Here is a 13,996-nt window from a genome sequence, read left to right on the forward strand (position 1 = left end):
CGGCCCGTTCCAGCATGGAGACCGGTCGGCACCGTGCCGGCCGGAGCGGACGGGAGGCGACTGCCGTGCACAGCGACCCCATGGTGACCCTGGTGGGCAATGCCGCCACGCAGGTGGAGTTCCGGGAGACGGCGACGGGCGGTATGGCGAGATTCCGGCTGGCGGTGACACCGCGCCGCTGGGATCGGCGGCGCGAGACCTGGACGGATGGAAACACCAGCTTTTACACGGTCTTCGCCTGGCGGAATCTCGCCAGGAATCTGGCCGGTTCCGTGGCGGTGGGGGAGCCGCTCCTGGTGCACGGGCGGTTGAGGGTGCGGGAGGGGGACGGCGAGGGACAGCGCGAGGGCGGCGAGGCGGATCAGTCCTGGGTGCGGCGGAGGACTTCCGTGGAGGTCGAGGCGGTGTCCGTGGGCCATGACCTGACCCGGGGGACGGCGGCGTTCCGCAGGGCGCCCAAGTCCGGGCCGCAGTCGGTGGACCAGCTGCCCGGCCGCCCGGTCGACCACCCGCCGGGCCACGCGGCCGACCACCCGCCGGACACCGTGGCGGACCGCGCCCAGGGCCCGTCCGTCGAGGCCGGGGCCTGGCCGCCGAGGGCGGGAGGGCTCCCCGGCGCGGAGCCCGAGGCGCCGGTGAAGTCCCTGGCCGCAGCGGTGGACTTCAGGGCGGGCGGTCCGCTGGAGCCGATGGCGGAGTCGGGTGCGGTGCCGGGTCCGGGAGCGGCCGGGGGAGCCTTTCCGGGACACGCGGCGGAGGGGTCGGACGGGGGATCCCGCGCGGTGGAGCCGCCCTTCTGACGGGGGTGCCGGCCGCCCGCCCACGGCTCCCCCGGGAGGGCCGTGGAGATGTGTCGACCGGGGGAGTGGGGCCGCGATGTCCCGGTCGTGGGCGATAACGATTCTGATTCGGAATGGTTGTCCGACGGTAGGACGGCCGGTTGGGGCTCATGGGCGTCTCTAGGATTCCCCAGTATTCACGGGTCACTTGAGTCCGCCGGTGCGGCACATATCCCCTGCGTCACACATGAACGCGCGGTATCCGCAAGTGCACTCCGTGCATGCCCGCACGCGTCCGCTGCGAATACCACCCCGCCTGGAGGGAATTCAGTGTCTGCGAACTTCTCCGCGCCGGCCGGGCACGGGTGCCGCGGTACCGCGTGGCGTCGTGCCGGATGGCTTGGCTCCGGATGGCGTGGCGCCGGGACGGGCCGGGGGTCCGCCGGTGGTGCCGCTCGTGGTGGCGTGCGTCCTTTGACGGCCGTGGCGCTGACGGCGGGTCTGCTCCTGGCGGGCGTGCTGCCGGCCGCGGCCGACCCCGTGGCGGCCTCCGGTGACGGCGTCCGCAGGCCGGGCGGGGCGACGGCCACCCTCGACGGGCTGAAGACCTTCGACGGGGCCGTCCTGCGGACCAAGGGCCGCAGCCACTCCCTCCCCGCCGGTCTCTTCGAGATGACCGTCGACGGCGGCGGCCGGCTCAAGACCTACGGCATCGACCTCCACAACCCCGCCCGGGAGCAGGCGAAGTACCAGGAGACCCCCGGGCGGCAGACCTCGCTCGCCTCCCATCGCAACGCCGGGAAGATCCGCTGGATCCTCCGGCACTCCTTCCCGCAGATCGACGACCTCGCCCGGCTCGCGAAGGAGGCGGGCACCGGGCCGCTCACCCAGCGGACGGCGGCGGCCGGTACCCAGGTCGCCATCTGGCGGTACTCGGACGGCGCGGACGTGCAGGCGCTCGACCCCGCCGCCGAGAAGCTGGCCGACTGGCTGGAGCGGCGGGCCCGGCAGGTCGGCGAGCCGGGGGTGTCGCTCGGCCTGGAGCCCGCCGTGATCTCGGGGAAGCCCGGCCGGCGGATCGGACCGGTGACCGTGCGCACCGACGCGGAGCGGGTCTCCGTGGCCCCGGCGCCGGGCGCCGCCGCCGGCGGGGTGAAGGTCACCGACGCCGCCGGGAAGCCCGTCGGGACCGTGACCGACGGGGCCAAGGTGTACGTCCACATACCCGAGGGCGCCCCGGACGGCACCGCCGCCCTGGTCGCCCAGACCGCCACCCCGGTCCCGGTGGGACGGGCGTTCACCTCCGCCGCCGGGAGTCAGGCCCAGATCCTCGCGCACTCCAGCGAGTCCACCGTGTCCGCGCAGACCAAGGTGGTCTGGGCGGCCGAGGGTGTGGTTCCGGCGCTGTCCGCGCGGCACAACTGCGTCACGCGCGGGGTCGACGTCACCGCCGCCAACCCCGGGGACGCCCCGTTCACCGTCGAGGTCGGCGGAGCCGCGTACACGGTCGCGGCACGGGGCAGCAGGACGGTCACGGTCCCGGTCACGGAGGACCAGCCGTACGACGTGGTGGTCACCGGCCGGGCCGGGAGCGCCGAGGGCCCGGCACGCACCCCCGCCCCGGCGGGCGACGGCTCCACCGCACCCCGGGACGCCCGGGACTCCGGCGGTGCGGCGGACTCCGGCGATGACCGGGGCAAGCGCGCCGACGGAGCCACAGCCACCGCCCCCGCCACCGGCGGCACCCGGGACCGGGTGAAGGCTCACGCCGGCGACGGCACCGGCGACACCCGGAGCACAGGACGGGCGGCCCGCAGCACCTCCGGAGGCAGGGACAGCGGCGGCCCCGGGGACGCCGACGGCACACAGAGCGCCGCCGACGACTCCGACAGCCCCGTCGCTGCCGACGGCACCCCCGACGGCACCTCTGACGGCACCCCCGACCCGGCCTCGGGCGGTGGCGACAGCGTGGAGGACTTCCGGAAGAGCTTCCGGGGTGTCCTGGACTGCCGTACCGCCGGGGTCGCGGCTCCGGCGCCCGTGGCGTCGGCGTCCGGGATGTCGCAGACGCCCGTGTCCCGCAGCGCCCCGCTGCCGGCCGGTGACACCGGGGAGGAGGCGGTGGCCGGGGTCTCCGACGGCGATCTGGCCGCCACCGGCGGCTCCGGTATCACTCCGCTGATAGCCGGCGGGGCGGCCGTGCTGATCGTGGTCGGCGGTGTCGTCCTCTTCGTCCTGCGGCGGAGGAACCCGGCAGGGGAGTGACCGGGCGGCGGCGCACGGTGACCGGACGGGTCCGGTGCGTCCTGACCGGTTTCCGTCGGGGGATGGACGTACGGCAAGATGGGGTGTATCTCTGCCCACCCACTTAGCTGCCGGACGGTTTCTCTTGGCTGAGTACATCTACACGATGCGCAAGACGCGCAAGGCGCACGGCGACAAGGTCATCCTCGATGACGTGACGCTGAGCTTCCTGCCCGGCGCGAAGATCGGTGTGGTCGGCCCGAACGGCGCCGGTAAGTCCACCGTTCTGAAGATCATGGCCGGTCTGGAGCAGCCGTCCAACGGCGATGCCTTCCTGTCGCCGGGGTACACGGTCGGCATCCTGCTCCAGGAGCCGCCGCTCGACGAGTCCAAGACGGTGCTGGAGAACGTCCAGGACGGCGTGGCCGGGATCAAGGGCAAGCTGGACCGGTTCAACGAGATCGCCGAGCAGATGGCGACGGACTACTCCGACGCGCTCCTGGAGGAGATGGGCAAGCTCCAGGAGGAGCTGGACCACGCCAACGCCTGGGACCTCGACGCCCAGCTGGAGCAGGCCATGGACGCGCTGGGCTGCCCCCCCGGGGACTGGCCCGTCACCAACCTCTCCGGTGGTGAGAAGCGCCGGGTCGCCCTCTGCAAGCTGCTGCTGGAGGCCCCCGACCTGCTCCTCCTCGACGAGCCCACCAACCACCTGGACGCCGAGTCCGTCCAGTGGCTGGAGTCGCACCTCGCCAAGTACCCCGGCACCGTCGTCGCCATCACCCACGACCGGTACTTCCTCGACAACGTCGCCGGCTGGATCCTGGAGCTGGACCGCGGCCGGGCCATCGGCTACGAGGGCAACTACTCCACCTACCTGGAGTCCAAGCAGGCCCGTCTGAAGGTCGAGGGCCAGAAGGACGCCAAGCGCGCCAAGCGGCTCAAGGAAGAGCTGGAGTGGGTCCGCTCCAACGCCAAGGGGCGGCAGGCCAAGTCGAAGGCGCGACTGGCCCGCTACGAGGAGATGGCGGCCGAGGCCGACAAGATGCGGAAGCTGGACTTCGAGGAGATCCAGATCCCGCCGGGCCCGCGGCTGGGCAGCATCGTGGTCGAGGTCGAGAACCTCTCCAAGGGCTTCGGCGACAAGCTGCTCATCGACGACCTCAGCTTCACCCTGCCGCGCAATGGCATCGTCGGTGTCATCGGCCCCAACGGCGCCGGCAAGACCACGCTGTTCAAGATGATCCAGGGGCTTGAGCAGCCCGACGCCGGATCCATCAAGGTCGGGGAGACCGTCAAGATCTCCTACGTCGACCAGAGCCGCGCCAACATCGACCCGAAGAAGTCGCTGTGGGCCGTCGTCTCCGACGAGCTGGACTACATCAACGTCGGCCAGGTCGAGATGCCGTCCCGCGCGTATGTCTCCGCGTTCGGCTTCAAGGGCCCGGACCAGCAGAAGCCCGCGGGCGTGCTCTCCGGCGGTGAGCGCAACCGGCTGAACCTGGCGCTCACCCTCAAGCAGGGCGGCAACCTCCTCCTGCTCGACGAGCCCACCAACGACCTCGACGTCGAGACGCTCTCCTCGCTGGAGAACGCCCTGCTGGAGTTCCCCGGCGCCGCGGTGGTCGTCTCCCACGACCGCTGGTTCCTGGACCGGGTCGCCACCCACATCCTCGCCTACGAGGGCGACTCCAAGTGGTTCTGGTTCGAGGGCAACTTCGAGGCGTACGAGAAGAACAAGATCGAGCGGCTCGGCCCGGACGCGGCCCGTCCGCACCGCGCCACCTACAAGAAGCTCACCCGGGGCTGATGAGGGGCGGAGAGTCACCCATGGCCCGGCACATCTACCACTGTCCGCTCCGCTGGTCGGACATGGACGCCTTCGGGCACGTCAACAACGTGGTCTTCCTGCGGTATCTGGAAGAGGCCCGGATCGACTTCATGTTCCGGCTGCGGCCCGCCGACGGCTCCCCGTCGTTCTCGGGCGGCTCCGTCGTGGCCCGCCACGAGATCGACTATCTGCGGCCGCTGGTCCACCGGCACGAGCCGGTGGTCGTCGAGTCCTGGGTGACCCGGATCCGGTCGGCCTCCCTCACCATCGCCTACGAGGTGAAGGAGGCCGAGGGCTCCGACCTGGTGTATGTGCGGGCCTCGACCGTCGTCGTGCCCTACGACCTGGCGGCCGGGCGGCCCCGGCGGATCACCCCGGAGGAGAAGGCCCACCTCCAGCGGTATCTGCCCGAGCAGCCCACCGTGGACGAGGACGCGCTCGTCGGATGAGCGTGCCCGTGCAGCAAGTGCACTGCGCCGACGCGAGGGAGGCGGAGGATCTCTCCGCTTTCCTCGCCCGGCTGCTCCACTACGACCGGGCCGCCGTGGTCCGGCTCCAGGCCGGCGGCCCCGACGGGCCGCTGCCTCGGCTCGCCGTCTTCGGCCGCCCGCCCTCCTTCGAGGTGCTGGCGATCCGGACCGCGCGCCTGGGCCGGCCGGTCCGGCTCGACGCCACCGTCTCCGCGGGGGAACTCCTCGACGGGATCGGCGGACCCGACGGGATCGGCGCCGCGGAGTTCACCGTCCCCGGGCCGGTCACCGGACCGCCGTGGGCCGGGGTGCTGCCGCCCCGGGGCGGCTGGCGCGACCTCCCGGGCCTGCCCGACGCCGACCGGATGCGGGCGGAGGTCGGGGCGGCCGTCGCCGAGTTCCGCGCCCGCGACGAGCAACTTCCCGAGGAGCGGCGGACCCGCGCCGAGCGGGACCGTATCGGCCGGGAGATCTGGTCCAGGGGCCTCGGGGACACCCCGCTGCCCCTGCGGGCCGTGCACGCCGCCCAGTCGCTGGGCTTCCTGCGGCCCGGGGTCCCGGCGGCCCTGCTCGCCAGCGGGCCCTGGCTGCGGCTGCGCACCCCGTTCGGCTCCATCGCCCTGCGCGAGACCGGCCTCGGCGCGCTGAGCGTCACCCCGACCCGGCCGCACCGGCACTGACATCGCCCCGGGTCCCGTCCCAACGTGCCGTGGAACGCGGCACGTTGGGCATGATGGGCCTGTGGATCCGCGGTGATCCGGACGAGTCGAGCGGTGAGGGGAGCGGCCGTGCCCGCCCATGACGTGATCGTGCTCGGACTCGGCGGCATGGGCAGCGCCGCCGCCGCCCATCTCGCCGCCCGGGGCGCCCGGGTGCTCGGCCTGGAGAAATTCGGCCCCGTACACCCCCATGGTTCCAGCCATGGCGGCTCCCGGATCACCCGCCAGTCCTACTTCGAGGACCCCGCCTACGTACCGCTGCTGCTGCGCGCCTACGAACTGTACGAGCGGCTGGAACGGGACACCGGCCGCCGGATCGCCCTGTACTGCGGCGGGGTCATGGCCGGCCCGCCCGACTCCCGCACCGTGGCCGGAGCGCTGCGCTCCGCCGAGCGGTGGGGCCTGCCGTACGAGCTGCTGGACGCCCGCGAACTGCGCCGCCGATTCCCCACCCTCACCCCCGCCGACGGCGAGGTCGGCCTCTACGAGGCCCGCGCCGGGCTGCTCCGCCCCGAGCGGACCGTCGCCGCCCATCTCCAGCTCGCCACCCGGCACGGCGCGGACCTGCGCTTCGAGGAGCCGGTGATCCGCTGGGAGCCGTACCGGGACGGCGTACGGGTCCACACCCCCGACGACACCTACACCGCCGGTCACCTGGTCGTCTGCCCCGGCGCCTGGGCGCCCCGGCTGCTCGCCGACATCGGCGTACCGGTCCGGATCGAGCGGCAGATCATGTACTGGTTCCAGCCACGCGGCGGCACTGGCTCGTACGCGCCGGACCGGCACCCCGTCTACATCTGGGAGGACGCCGCCGGGAGCCAGATCTACGGCTTCCCCGCCATCGACGGCCCCGGCGGCGGCGCCAAGGTCGCCTTCTTCCGGGAGCACGGCGCCCCCTGCACCCCGGAGACGATCGACCGCACGGTCCACGACCACGAGGTACGGGCCATGGCCGCGCGGCTCGACAGCTGTCTGCCGACCCTCCCCGGGGCTCTGATCAAGGCCGTCACCTGCATGTACTCGACCACACCCGACGAGCACTTCGTGATCGCCCGGCACCCCGCCCACCCCGGGCACGCCACCGTGGCGTGCGGATTCTCGGGGCACGGATTCAAGTTCGTCACCGTGGTGGGGGAGATCCTGGCCGATCTCGCCCTGGACGGCACCACCCGCCACCCGGTCGCCCTCTTCGACCCCGCCCGGTTCGCGAGCCCGCCCGCCTGAGCCCGTGCGGGGTGGGTCAGCCCGGGGTGTTCACCATCGAGGCGGCGGCGTAGACCAGGTAGTCCCACAGCTGACGCTCGTGGTCGGGGGAGAGTTCCAGCTCGTCGACGGCGTCGCGCATGTGCCGCAGCCAGGCGTCGTGCGCCGCCCGGTCGACCTGGAAGGGGGCGTGCCGCATCCGCAGCCGGGGATGGCCGCGTTCCTCGCTGTAGGTGCGGGGGCCGCCCCAGTACTGGATCAGGAAGAGCGCGAACCGCTCCTCGGCGGGGCCCAGGTCCTCCTCCGGGTACATGGCCCGCAGCTCCGGATCCCCCGCGACTCCCTGGTAAAAGCGGTGCACCAGACGGCGGAACGTCTCCTCCCCGCCCACCTGCTCGTAGAAGGTCTGCTCCTCAAGGCTGCCGCGCCGGATCTCATTCACCTGTCCATGGTCTCAGACGGGAAGGACGAGGACCTGGGCCCTAGGACCCCCCTGCCCCGGCCACCCGTCCTCGGGGTGGCCGGAGACGGCCCGGGGATGGCCGGGGATGGCCGGGGTGCTCGCCTCCGGGCCCGCCGCGCAGGAGAGTGGAGGCATGGGTACGCACCTGGAGCGGTACGCCGAGCCCGCCACCGAGGCGCGCGGGGCCATGGTGCGGCTGATAGCGGCGTCCGGCGCGCTCACGGACCCCTCCTGGCGGCTCGCCTTCGAGGAGGTGCCCCGGCATCTGTTCGTCCCGTACTACTTCGTCCCGCACGGCGCCCGCTACGAACGGCTCTGGTGCGAGGACCCCGACCCCGTGCGGCGCGAGCGCTGGCTGCGGGGCGCGTACTACGACGGGCCGCTGGCCACCCGGGTCCGCGACGGTGAGCTGATCTCCTCCAGCAGCCAGCCCTCGCTGATGGCCCTGATGCTCAGGGAACTCCAGGTGCGGTACGGGGACACCGTGCTGGAGATCGGCACCGGCAGCGGGTACAACGCGGCCCTGCTCTGCCACCGGCTCGGCGACGACCGGGTCACCACCGTCGACATGGAGCCCGAGATCACCGACTCGGCGCGGGCGCATCTGGCCGCGGCGGGCTTCCGGCCCACCGTGGTCACCGGGGACGGTGCGCGCGGCTGCCCGGCGCGGGCGCCCTTCGACCGGATCATCGCGACGTGCACCCTGCCGTCGATCCCGTTCGCATGGCTGCCGCAGTGTCGGCCGGGCGCGCTGATCCTCGCCCCGCTCTCCACCGGGCTGATCCTGCTGCGGGTGCGCGAGGGGCCCGGCGGCCCGGGGGCGGAGGGGCGCTTCCTGCCGACCCCGGCCTACTTCGTGCCGCTGCGGGGCGGGGCGGCCGTACCGGAGCCGCGCCGGGGGCCGCTGCCCCGCCGCGCCCTGGAGAACGACCTCTTCCGCTTCCTGCTGGCCCTGACCTCGGACGGGCTCGATCCGCAGGAGGCGCTGTCGCTCTGGCGACGGGAGCGCCGCCCGCGCCGGGACCGTTTCGGGGTCACCGTGCGGGGGCGCCGCCAGTGGGCCTGGCTGGACGATCCCGAGGGGCCCTACGTATGGCCCCTCGGGGTCCAGGACGACCCGGAGGAGGACGGTATCCGGACACCACCGGCCGGTTTCTGACCCCGGCCGGCTCCTGGTTCAGGCCGACTCCTGCTTCCGCCAGGTTCACGGCCCCGGCCGGCTCCGGTCCCCCTCGGTGCTCAGTCCCGGTGGACGGTGATCGTCGTCCAGGCGCCGACGTGCACCCGGTCGCCGTCGCTCAGCGGCACCGGCACATAGGGCTGGATCGGTTCCTCGCCACCGTTGATCGTGGTGCCGTTGGTGGAGTTCTGGTCGACGACCGCCCAGCCGCCGTCGGGCTGCTGCACCAGCACGGCGTGCTTGTGCGAGACGCCCGGGTCCTCCGGCGGCACCGACAGGTCGATGTCGGGCGCCTCGCCCGTGGACTGCCGGCGGCGGCCGATGGTCACCTGGCTGCCGGTGAGCTGGAGGTGCTGCTCAGGGGCGTACGCGGGCAGATTGAGCCCACTCGCGTCGGGGCCGCTGCGCTGCATCATCGCCAGGAAGTACTCGCGGTCCGGGCCGATCACGGCCGTCCAGGAGCCCGGGGACTGGTACGACGGCGGCGACTGGTGCTGGCCGGGCGCGGAACCGTGGTCCCGGTGCCCGTCCGCCGCCGGGCCGTCGCCCTGCCCCGGACCCTGCGGGAACGGTGACGAGGACTGCGAGGGCGGCGGCAGCATCCAGTCGTCCTCGGCGGGCTGCCGCTGCGGCGGCGCGGCCGGGCCCTGGCCCGGACCCGGCTGGAACGCCGACGGCATGCCGCCCTGCGGACCGGGCGGGGGCGGCGGGCCCTGCGATCCGGGGTGGCCCGGATGTCCGTGCCGGTCGTGCTGTCCCGGCTGCCCGGGGCCCGCGGGGAACGGCGAGGTCGGTCCCGGCGGCGGGAAGCCACTGCCGCCCGGGCCGATGCCGCCACCCGGGCTGCCACCGGGGCCGCCACCGGGGCCCGCGCCCGGACCCGACCGGTGTCCTGGACCGGCGCCGTGTCCCGGCCCGTGTCCAGGTCCGTGTCCAGGTCCGTGTCCCGGGCCGTCGCCGAGCACCTCGGCGGGCCGGTTGAGCTGCGAGGGACGGGAGCCGTGGTAGCCGAACGGATCGGCGCCACCGGGGCCGTTGGGGTCACCGGGACCAGCGTGAGTAGTGAGTCCACCGGGGCCGCCGGGGCCGCCCGGACCGGTGCCGGGACCACCGGGACCGCCGAAGCCACCCTGGTGCCCGCCCGGACCGCCGGGCCCACCCGGGACGACCGGCGGGGGCCCCGGCTGCCGCCCGGAGTAGCCCGGCGGCGGGGTCAGCACCGGAGCCGGCGGCTGCGGAGCCGGCGCGATGGGCGTGTACGAGGTGGCCTTCCGCGTCAGGAAGTTGTAGCGGCACTCCTCGCAGAACGGCGCCATCGCCTCCCTCGGCGTACGGCACTGGGGACACAGCTCCGCCTGCGCGGTGGCGTGCGGATCGCCCCCGGGGGCCCCGTACCCGTAGCCGGGCGGCGGGGGCGGCGGCGGCGGCGGTACGGCACCGGTCGGAGCGCCGGGACCGGCCATGCGGTGGCCACAGACCTCGCACCAGTCGTCGGCTCCCGACTGGTGTCCGTTCGGGCAGGTCGGCATGGAGGCGCTTCCCCCTCTCCTCGTCCGGCCAAAGGGCCGTTTCTGTCTCTCGTCGTCGCGCGTACGGCACTGCTCACACGGCCCGGGAACCGGGAAACCGGCGGGACTACCTCTTCACGCGCACCGTCTTCGTGGAGCGGGTTTCGAGGGTCATCTCGTCGGCCTCGGCGACCTTGGCCTTCAGTCGCACAGTACCTGTCGCCGCGTCCACCACGTCCACCACCTTCGAAAGGAGTTTCGCAGTGTCCGCGTTCCCGGAGGCCGCCGCGAGCTGCACCGCACGGCCGAGACGGGCCGTCGCCCCGTCGAAGTCCCCCAGCTTGCGGGCGTCAAGACCGAGCTGGATCGCCTGGGCCAGCTCGGCCTGCCCGGTGTAGTGCGCCACCTGCGGATCGAGCGTGGTCGACGCCGCCAGGTCGTCCGTCCAGACCGCCCGGACCAGCCCCTGCGACAGCACCGCCTCCGGGGTCCCGCCGTCCGGCGCCGGGATGATCAGCGACGCGCGGGCGGCCAGCATCTCCTGCCCGATGCCGGCCTCCGGCACCCGTACACACACGTGGTAGTCCCGCGACTCGTCACCCCACGAACCGGTCGGATAGTCACCGGCCCGGGGGCCCGCTTCGGTGCGCCGGGCCGTCAGGTCCTCGACCGTCGGGGCCACCTGCTTCACGAACTGGATCTCCACGCCCACCGGGGTCCACAGCCGCAGCGCCACATCCGCGACGCCCTTGCCCATCACCTTCTCCATCATCCCGGTGAAGTCGGCGGCGAGCTGGGCCGGATCGGCGACGATGTCGGCGGTCCCGAGCAGCGCCGAGGCGATCTGGGTGACCTCCTTGACCTCCCAGTCGGTGCCGACCCCGCGGGCGTCGCACGTGAACCGTCCCGCGACCGAGGCGAGGGCGGCGCGCAGCGCGTCGGGGCTCTCGTGCTCGTTGCGCCCGTCGGTGAGGAGGATGCCGTGGCGGATGTCGCCGTGCGCGGTGGCGAGCAGCCGGTCGGCGAGACCGAGCCAGGTACCGATCGCGGTCCCGCCGGAGGCGGTGAGCCGGCGCAGCGAGTCCTTCGCCTGGGCCCGGGTGGTGGCGTCGGCGGTGGCGAGCCGCCCGCCGCCCGGGTAGACCTCGGTGGCCCGGTGGGTGCCGGCCGTCACCGCGAACTCGACGCCGTCGCGCAGGGTGTCGATCGCGGCGGCGGTCGCCTCCCGGGCGTTGTGCATCTTGGCCGCCGGGTAGTCCATGGAACCGGAACAGTCCACCATGATCACCACGGCGGCGCCGGGAGCGGTACCCGGCGCGGACCCCGGGACCGGGGTCCGGCCGCTGGTGCCGCCGCCGGTGGAGGTGACGGTGACGATCGCGTTCACCTCGCGTCCGCCCTCGGGGAGGTACTCGTTCTGGTACACCTCGACGGAGAACCGCGGCACCTGCGACTTGGCGAAATTGGCCATCTGATGGACTCCTTGCGGCCTTGAGGGCTCCACGCGGGATGGCCCGGACACCGGAGCGGGCGCACGCCCTCGCGGGTCGTGGTCCCCCCGGGCCCGGCCCGGGGGCCGGTACCTGGTGCCGGGGGCCCGCCCCGTCGCGGGCCCCCGTCCTGCTTGTCCTGCGCTCTGAACTTTCCGACGTCCCGGCTTCTCGGCTTCTCGACGTTCCGGCTTCCCGACGGCTTGCCGTCAGGTCCGGTGGTGCCGCCCCTACGGGCGGCCGTCTGCTCCCTCCGGGGGAGGCGCCACCGGGAACGGCAGCACCGCCACGGTGATGTTGTCGTGGCCGCCGCCGTCGAGGGCGTGCCCCACCAGCAGCCGCGCGCTGTGCAGCGGACGCGCGGCGGCGTCCGGCGGGACGGCCCGCGCCATCTCGGTGACGTCCTCGGCGTAGTTCCACAGCCCGTCCGTGCAGACGACGACGGCCCCCGGATGGTCCGGGACGAACGAGGCCGTGTGCGGCTCCAGGTCGTACGCGTCGGCGCCGAGCCACCCCGTGATGGCGTGGGCCCGCTCGTCCGCGTACGCCTCGGCCTTGCCCATCAGGCCCGCCGCCACCATCTGGGCGGCCCAGGAGTCGTCCTCGGTGAGCCGCGCGGTGCGCTGGGAGCGGTCGTCGGGGACCCAGTAGACCCGGCTGTCACCGACCCAGCCGACGACCAGCAGCCCGCCGGCCCGGACGGCGGCGGCGATGGTGCACGCGGGCGCGTTCAACTGCTGCCCCGCTTCCTGCGGCTCGCCTCCCGGCGGGTCCGGGGCGAGGGCGTCGACGGCGGCCGCCGCCGCGACGACGGCCTCCCGCATCGCCCGCTCGGGGTGGGTCCCGCGCGGCAGCGCGGCCAGCAGCACCGCGTTGGCCGCTTCGGCGGCGGCCTGGGACGCCTCGTCGGGGCGGGTCGCCGAGGAGACGCCGTCGCAGACGACGGCGATCACGGCGGGGGAGCCGTCCGGGAGGGCGGTCGCGGACACCGCGAAGGCGTCCTCGTTGCGGTGGTGCCGCAGGCCCCGGTCGCTGACCGCCGCCACCGAACCCAGCTCCAGCTCCTGGTGGTCGCGCTCGCGCGGCTTGGCGTGCCCGCAGTTCTCGCAGTAGCCGTCGGCGCCCACCCGCCCGGCCCGGCAGGCCGCGCACACGCCCCCGCCCGCCGGGGGCACCGGCGGCGCGAGCGGGAAGTCCCCGCCGGAGCCGCCGTGCCCGGCACTCCCCGGGGAACCGGCCGCCGGTGTGCCGCCGGACCCCCCGGACGGGTAAGCCGGTTGGCCGCCGGTCCGGTGTCCCGGGTCCGGTGCCGGTACTCCGCCGCCCGTGGATCCGGCCGCGGCGGTCGGTACGGGGGTGGGTACGGGGGTGGGCGCCGCGCCGGGCACCGGGGCCGCGGATCCGTGGCCCGGGTACGCCGCTCCGTGACCGGGGCCGCCGCCGCCGTATCCCCCACCGGGCACGGACACGGGTGCCGTGGCCGGGGCGCCCGGATACGCGGACCCGTGACCGTGCGGGTCCGCCCCCGGGTGGCCGGACCCGTACCCCGGCCCGGAGGGTGCGCCACCGGGCACGGCCGACGGCATGCCGCCGGCCGCGCCCCTGGGGTACGGGGTCTGGTGCGTCCCGGGTGCGGGCGGGATTCCGGGGGCCGCCGGGTGCGGGGCCCCGCCGCCGGGGGGTGTCGGTACGACGCCGAACTCCCGCCCTGCTTCTGGGGCCGGGCCGCCGCCTGCGGTCGGGGGCGTGCCGCCTGCCGCACCCGGGGGGTACGGAGCCGGACGCGTGCCGGGCGTGCCGTACGCCGGGGTGTCGGGGGCTGCCGCCGGGTGCGGGGTCCAGCCCTCCGGGGACGTCGGTACGGCGTTGAACTCCCGCCCCGCTTCGGGGAACGGGCCGCCGCCCGCGGCCGGGGGCGTGCCGTCGGCCGAGCCCCTGGGGTACGGGGTCTGGTGCGTCCCGGGCGCGGGCGGGCTGCCCGGGACCCCCGGATGAGGGGCCCCGCCGTCCGGGGACGTCGGTACGGTGCCGAATCCCTGCTCCGGGCCGGGGGTTGCCCCCCGGTGGAGCGCGCCGGGAGCGCCCGGGGTCCCGTCGGCGCCCGCCGCG

11 protein-coding genes are annotated in these 13,996 nt (G+C 74.5%); 7 read left to right on the forward strand and 4 right to left on the reverse strand.

The features are described 5' to 3' along the window. Nucleotides 1-65: 65 nt before the first annotated feature. The 6 genes from SYYSPA8_RS05180 (at nucleotide 66) to solA (ending at nucleotide 7,267) form a co-directional block, all read left to right on the forward strand. Complete coding sequence (locus SYYSPA8_RS05180; protein WP_407705901.1) at nucleotides 66-800, forward strand: single-stranded DNA-binding protein; 735 nt, start codon at nucleotides 66-68, stop codon at nucleotides 798-800. 444 nt (nucleotides 801-1,244) lie between these two features. Next, the gene (locus SYYSPA8_RS05185; RefSeq protein ID WP_323445748.1) at nucleotides 1,245-3,044 is read left to right on the forward strand and encodes a thioester domain-containing protein; all 1,800 of its coding nucleotides are present in this window, start codon (nucleotides 1,245-1,247) and stop codon (nucleotides 3,042-3,044) included. Nucleotides 3,045-3,168: 124 nt separating this feature from the next. After that, nucleotides 3,169-4,833, forward strand: coding sequence for an energy-dependent translational throttle protein EttA (gene ettA, locus SYYSPA8_RS05190; RefSeq protein ID WP_323445749.1), 1,665 nt, complete (start codon nucleotides 3,169-3,171; stop codon nucleotides 4,831-4,833). Between the two features lie 20 nt (nucleotides 4,834-4,853). Further along, entirely contained in the window at nucleotides 4,854-5,303 is a 450-nt protein-coding gene (locus tag SYYSPA8_RS05195; protein WP_323445750.1) for an acyl-CoA thioesterase, read from the forward strand. After that, nucleotides 5,300-6,004, forward strand: coding sequence for a hypothetical protein (locus tag SYYSPA8_RS05200; protein ID WP_323445751.1), 705 nt, complete (start codon nucleotides 5,300-5,302; stop codon nucleotides 6,002-6,004). The genes SYYSPA8_RS05195 and SYYSPA8_RS05200 overlap by 4 nt, the downstream gene beginning before the upstream one ends. Before the next feature lie 108 nt (nucleotides 6,005-6,112). Further along, nucleotides 6,113-7,267, forward strand: coding sequence for an N-methyl-L-tryptophan oxidase (solA, locus tag SYYSPA8_RS05205; RefSeq protein ID WP_323445752.1), 1,155 nt, complete (start codon nucleotides 6,113-6,115; stop codon nucleotides 7,265-7,267). A gap of 16 nt (nucleotides 7,268-7,283) precedes the next feature. Here solA and SYYSPA8_RS05210 read toward each other — a convergent pair whose 3' ends face one another. Then, nucleotides 7,284-7,688: a globin gene (locus SYYSPA8_RS05210; protein ID WP_323445753.1), complete on the reverse strand. Its 405-nt coding sequence runs from the start codon at nucleotides 7,686-7,688 to the stop codon at nucleotides 7,284-7,286. A 154-nt stretch (nucleotides 7,689-7,842) separates the two neighbouring features. Between SYYSPA8_RS05210 and SYYSPA8_RS05215 the strand changes: the two genes are divergently transcribed. Further along, nucleotides 7,843-8,868 (forward strand): methyltransferase domain-containing protein, encoded by a 1,026-nt coding sequence (locus SYYSPA8_RS05215; protein WP_323445754.1) that lies wholly within the window; start codon nucleotides 7,843-7,845, stop codon nucleotides 8,866-8,868. 80 nt (nucleotides 8,869-8,948) lie between these two features. Here SYYSPA8_RS05215 and SYYSPA8_RS05220 read toward each other — a convergent pair whose 3' ends face one another. The 3 genes from SYYSPA8_RS05220 to SYYSPA8_RS05230 form a co-directional block, all read right to left on the reverse strand. Then, nucleotides 8,949-10,418 carry an FHA domain-containing protein gene (locus tag SYYSPA8_RS05220; RefSeq protein WP_323445755.1) on the reverse strand — a complete coding sequence of 490 codons (1,470 nt, stop codon included), beginning with the start codon at nucleotides 10,416-10,418 and terminating at the stop codon, nucleotides 8,949-8,951. 106 nt (nucleotides 10,419-10,524) lie between these two features. Continuing rightward, nucleotides 10,525-11,868, reverse strand: a complete 1,344-nt coding sequence (locus SYYSPA8_RS05225) for a vWA domain-containing protein (RefSeq protein ID WP_323445756.1) — start codon at nucleotides 11,866-11,868, stop codon at nucleotides 10,525-10,527. A 249-nt stretch (nucleotides 11,869-12,117) separates the two neighbouring features. Further along, a complete protein-coding gene (locus tag SYYSPA8_RS05230) occupies nucleotides 12,118-13,473 on the reverse strand; it encodes a PP2C family protein-serine/threonine phosphatase (RefSeq protein ID WP_323445757.1) in 1,356 nt (451 codons plus the stop codon). Between the last annotated feature and the right edge of the window lie 523 nt (nucleotides 13,474-13,996).

Source organism: Streptomyces yaizuensis, from assembly GCF_034961445.1.
Lineage (GTDB): Bacteria > Actinomycetota > Actinomycetes > Streptomycetales > Streptomycetaceae > Streptomyces > Streptomyces yaizuensis.

Bases quoted from the DNA above. Each gene is read 5' to 3' on its own strand.
- SYYSPA8_RS05195 (WP_323445750.1), top strand. From the start codon at position 4,854: ATGGCCCGGCACATCTACCACTGTCCGCTCCGCTGGTCGGACATGGAC.
- SYYSPA8_RS05200 (WP_323445751.1), top strand. From the start codon at position 5,300: ATGAGCGTGCCCGTGCAGCAAGTGCACTGCGCCGACGCGAGGGAGGCG.
- SYYSPA8_RS05215 (WP_323445754.1), top strand. From the start codon at position 7,843: ATGGGTACGCACCTGGAGCGGTACGCCGAGCCCGCCACCGAGGCGCGC.
- SYYSPA8_RS05220 (WP_323445755.1), bottom strand. From the start codon at position 10,418: ATGCCGACCTGCCCGAACGGACACCAGTCGGGAGCCGACGACTGGTGC.
- SYYSPA8_RS05225 (WP_323445756.1), bottom strand. From the start codon at position 11,868: ATGGCCAATTTCGCCAAGTCGCAGGTGCCGCGGTTCTCCGTCGAGGTG.
- SYYSPA8_RS05230 (WP_323445757.1), bottom strand. From the start codon at position 13,473: ATGCCGTCGGCCGTGCCCGGTGGCGCACCCTCCGGGCCGGGGTACGGG.